The sequence below is a fragment of the uncultured Boseongicola sp. genome (genome assembly GCF_937988555.1).
Classification (GTDB): domain Bacteria; phylum Pseudomonadota; class Alphaproteobacteria; order Rhodobacterales; family Rhodobacteraceae; genus Boseongicola.
In genome coordinates this window covers 1-4242 of sequence record NZ_CALJXO010000015.1, presented here as the reverse complement: position 1 = coordinate 4242, position 4242 = coordinate 1, and the positions used below count along the sequence as shown (strand labels likewise).

The 4242-nt window shown below is 55.9% G+C and carries 6 protein-coding genes; 3 read left to right on the top strand and 3 right to left on the bottom strand.

Features of this window, described 5'->3' with window-relative positions; all coding sequences use genetic code 11:
- The 3 genes from Q1B15_RS00785 to Q1B15_RS00775 form a co-directional block, all read left to right on the top strand.
- Positions 1 to 227, top strand: a 227-nt coding sequence (locus Q1B15_RS00785) for an alpha/beta hydrolase (protein WP_299748687.1), incomplete at its 5' end; no start/stop codon positions are given.
- Positions 227 to 1108: a polysaccharide deacetylase family protein gene (locus Q1B15_RS00780; protein ID WP_299748684.1), complete on the top strand. Its 882-nt coding sequence runs from the start codon at positions 227 to 229 to the stop codon at positions 1106 to 1108. The genes Q1B15_RS00785 and Q1B15_RS00780, both read left to right, overlap by 1 nt.
- 53 nt (positions 1109 to 1161) lie before the next feature.
- Positions 1162 to 2328: a hypothetical protein gene (locus tag Q1B15_RS00775; RefSeq protein WP_299748682.1), complete on the top strand. Its 1167-nt coding sequence runs from the start codon at positions 1162 to 1164 to the stop codon at positions 2326 to 2328.
- On the opposite strand, the gene Q1B15_RS00770 is transcribed toward Q1B15_RS00775, so the two are convergent.
- The 3 genes from Q1B15_RS00770 to Q1B15_RS00760 form a co-directional block, all read right to left on the bottom strand.
- Positions 2325 to 2903, bottom strand: coding sequence for a carboxymuconolactone decarboxylase family protein (locus Q1B15_RS00770; RefSeq protein ID WP_299748679.1), 579 nt, complete (start codon positions 2901 to 2903; stop codon positions 2325 to 2327). The two genes, Q1B15_RS00775 and Q1B15_RS00770, sit on opposite strands and share 4 nt — an antisense overlap.
- Entirely contained in the window at positions 2900 to 3391 is a 492-nt protein-coding gene (locus Q1B15_RS00765; protein WP_299748676.1) for a flavin reductase family protein, read from the bottom strand. The genes Q1B15_RS00770 and Q1B15_RS00765 overlap by 4 nt, the downstream gene beginning before the upstream one ends.
- Before the next feature lie 275 nt (positions 3392 to 3666).
- On the bottom strand, positions 3667 to 4026 hold the full coding sequence (locus Q1B15_RS00760; protein ID WP_299748690.1) for an SDR family oxidoreductase: 360 nt from the start codon (positions 4024 to 4026) through the stop codon (positions 3667 to 3669).
- Positions 4027 to 4242: the final 216 nt, after the last annotated feature.

Sequence of the window (4242 nt, the reverse complement as noted above, 5' to 3'; positions counted from 1 at the left end):
GTGCCTTGCAAACTTTGAATTACGCGAAACGCTTGGGCGACGTGACATTGCCTGTGCTGTTTATATCGGGCGCGGATGACCTAGGCGCCGCCCCTGTAGTCATGCAGGAAATGGCCTCCGCAACGCCGGGGTCTGGCTATGTTAACATCCCCGATTGCGCCCATTTCGCAAACCTAAACCAACCCGTTGCTTTTAACAGCGCCCTCAAAACATTTTTGGAGTTCTGATGCGCCTCACCGACCGCGTACCTTATCAAGCTATTGTAGATCGCCCGCAGCTGAAATTGCCGGACGGCAAACGCCTCGCGGTCTGGGTGATCTTGAATGTCGAAGAATGGAGCATCGAACGCCCGATGCCACGCACCGTGCTGCCCCCCCCGATGGGTGTGCCGCTGTTGCCCGATGTTCCCAACTGGTCATGGCACGAATACGGCATGCGGTCTGGGTTTTGGCGCCAACACGCGGCGCTGACATTGCGTGGAATCCCCACGACAATGGCAATCAACGGCAACGTCTGTAACAGCTATCCGCGCGTCGCAGGCGCAGGTCTTGATGCAGGATGGGAACTGATGGGCCACGGCCACCTGCAAGGGCCCATGCACAAGCTCGACGATCAGCGCGGCGCGATCCATGCTGCGATGGACACCATCGAAGCGTTCAGCGGTACGCGCCCCACATCATGGGAAAGCCCCGGCTTGACCGAAACGCCTGAAACCTTAGACCTTTTGCGCGAAGCCGGGGTGAAATACTTGGCAGATTGGGTGATTGATGATTTGCCGCAAGCCATCAACACACCCCACGGCGTCATCACCACCGTCCCCTATACGGTTGAGATGAATGACATCGCTGTCTACGCCTTGCAGCAGCACCGCTCGGACGAATTCCTGCGCAGGGGCCGTGATCAATTCGATAGACTATATGCGGAGGGTGCCGACAATACCCGCGTCATGGCGATATCGATCCATCCTTATGTGACAGGCGTCCCCCACCGCATCCGCTATCTTGAGGAATTGCTGGACTACATCGGCGACCATGATGGCGTCGCATGGATGACGGCGTCCGAAATTGGCGACTGGTACACCGACGAAATGGCTCGCCTCACGGGTTGAACCCTGCAACATGATGCTATTTATAGATCGATAAATAACATCTGGGTTCTGACATGACAAAACGCGCAATTATCAGTGGCGGCTCTATCGGTGGCTTGTTCGCGGCAACCGCTTTGATACGCGCAGGCTGGCACGTGGACGTGTACGAGCGGACCGAGGTTGAACTGTTTGGCCGTGGTGCGGGCATCGTGACCCACGACACATTGATTAAGGCACTAGATTTTGTAGGTGCAGACCTGACCGACCTCGGTGTTCAGGTGCATGACCGTGTGGCGTTTGACAAAGCGGGGCAGCGCATCTGCACGCTGCCGTATTCCCAAATCGTGACGTCGTGGGACCGAATTCACCAACTACTCAGGCGGCTCATCCCTGAGAGCTGCTATCACCTTGGGCGCCACGTCACGGGCTACAGCCAAGACGCGTCCAGTGTTACCGCACATTTCGACAACGGCCCCTCTGAGACCGGGGGTCTGCTAGTGGGCGCTGACGGTTTTCGATCGGCGATCCGCGCACAAATGCTGCCGAACGTTACGCCGCAATATGCTGGTTACGTCGTCTGGCGCGCCCTCGCCCATGAGGGGGATTTGCCAGCTGACATCAACGCCGACATTTTTCCAACATTTGCATTCTATACCCCTGCAGGCAGCCAAATCATTGGCTATCCGATTGCGGGGCCAAACAATGATCTGCGGACCGGCCACAGACGTTATAATTTCGTCTGGTACGTGCCTGCGCCCGACTTGGACGATATGCTGACGGACAACTCCGGCAAACGCCATTCGATCTCTATTCCGCCGCCCTTGATCCGCGATGACGTGCTTGGCGCTATGCAGACCCAGGCCAAAGCGATGATGCCAGCCTCATTTGTTGAAATCCTGAACTGTTCCGAACGCCCGTTCTTCACCCCGATCTATGATCACCATTCGCCGGTGATGCATGACGGTCGGGTCGCGTTATCTGGTGATGCAGCCTGCGTAGCCCGCCCGCACGTTGGAATGGGCGTGACAAAGGCTGCGCAAGACGCGCTTGCGCTCGCCCGCCACGCTGGAGGTGCCCTCACAGCGTACTCGGACGAACGCGTTCCCGCATCGCTGCGCGCCCACCTGCGCGCACGTCAACTTGGGGCTTGGATGCAGGAAGACGATCTTGCCAACAGCGATGGCGCGGCTCACCCGCGGCTATCAGACATCATGCGACTGACGGCCGTTACAGTTGACTAGGCGCCGAAAAACCCCGCAACAGCCATATCAAGTTTTGGTAAATTCGGGCCATCCCCATCAGCGACATCGAAAACATTAATCGTCATGGAAATCAGCGTGTAATATCCACAGATACCAACAAGATCGACGCAAGCCTGAAGGCCAAGAGCCGCCTTGGCAGCATCATACGCCCCGTCGCTCACTGTCTTGTTCAAATGCAGCTCAACCGCGAAATCGAAGACGGCCTGCATCTGGGGATCATCAAAGGAATACCGCTGTGCACGCGCAATCGCCTCGACGGCCTGTTCAGGAACACCGACCTGCACTGCGATCGGCGCATGGTGCGTCCATTCAAATCCTGACGACCAATACCGCGCGGTAACCAAAATCGCCAATTCTGACAGATGTGCGGGCAAGACGCTGTCGTAACGGGCATATTTCCCCAGCGCTTGGGCTTGTGCGGCCAATCCGGGGCTTTGCAACCATACTCGAAGTGGCCCGCAAACGGTGCCTCTCGGCCCGCTTGCGATCGCATCGAAAACCTTTTTCTGATCGTCGCTTAATGCAGTTTCATCAAGCTCTGGCAGACGGCTCATAGGGCTGCAGGCTTATGCATCCCACCGCGATAGAAGATCAGCGCATCGCCGTCTTCATAATCGAAATCCATAATCTCTCCGACGACAATAATATGATCACCACCATCGTGAATGGCATGCGTGTGACAGGCGAAATGCGCGATGCAATCGCGTAGCCGCGGCGCCACAACAAGGGTGTCAGATATGGCGACGCCTTCAAACTTATCTTCCAGCGGCTTCGCAAATTGCCACGCGACGTCGGCAAGATCGGGTGACAACACGTTGACCACAAATGGCGTGTTGTCTTGAAACAGTCGTGCGCTCGCTTGATTCTTACCCAGTGAGAAAAGGCACAGCGCGGGCGACATGCTGAGTGAGGTGAATGATCCAACTGTCACGCCTGTTGGCTTTCCCGCCTCATCAAACAAGCTGACTATAGTCACGCCCGTCGGAAGACAGCCAAACGCATTTCGCAGTTCACGGGGGTCCATCATCGGACGATCCAGCATTGTTAAAGTACTCCTTAATACGCATGCGTTGCGCTGTTAAATCAATAAATAAGGCCAGATCGGCATTTGGCAAAGTGATAGTTTTTTATATCCAAAATACGTTTTATAGATACTTAGCAATCAGTCTGCTAGTTCATAACGGTATTACGCCCATGCCATGCGCTCTGCTAGGCGGCATACTGCAGAGGGATCGGACGCAGCCAACCGCCCAACAGATTCAATCGTTTAGACCGATGCCACCTACGAAGGTGTATCCAAAAAAACCGATATCTGCATCATTCAGCCCAATCAATCAACAGGTGCGCTCCTGTCATCATGGCAGAGGCGTGGGACGCGAGATAACCCGCGGGACCCATTATGTCCGTTATCTCACCCACGCCGCCCCATTCGATCTTGTGCGTCGGCCATTTTACGCGGTTGGGGTTGGAAAAGGTGGGTTCTTTCAAAGGCGTGCGTATGAATGTCGAACAGATCGTGTTGATGCGGATGCCGTAACCGCCCAATTCAATCGCCATCGCTTTTGTAAAACCTTCAATTGCATGTCTGGCACCGCAATAGACCACGCGGTCAATCCCCCCGACGTGGGCCATTTGGCTGGAAATGTTGATAAGGCTACCCGGCTTGCCCGCCGCGATCTAACCCTTCGCCACAGCGCAGGTGACGAAATAGGCCCCCTTGAAGTTCAGGTCGGCCACGGCCCTTTTCTTACTTTTGGCGAATTGCCTAGCCCCACATTCCCCGCATGCGCGCTGACACATCTATCGGCGCCGGTGCTGGGACGGCGGCCGAAGTGTGGAGTGGCGCGGGGGACCAATATTCCGGATCGAAGTTGTTGAGGATTTCCTTTGGAA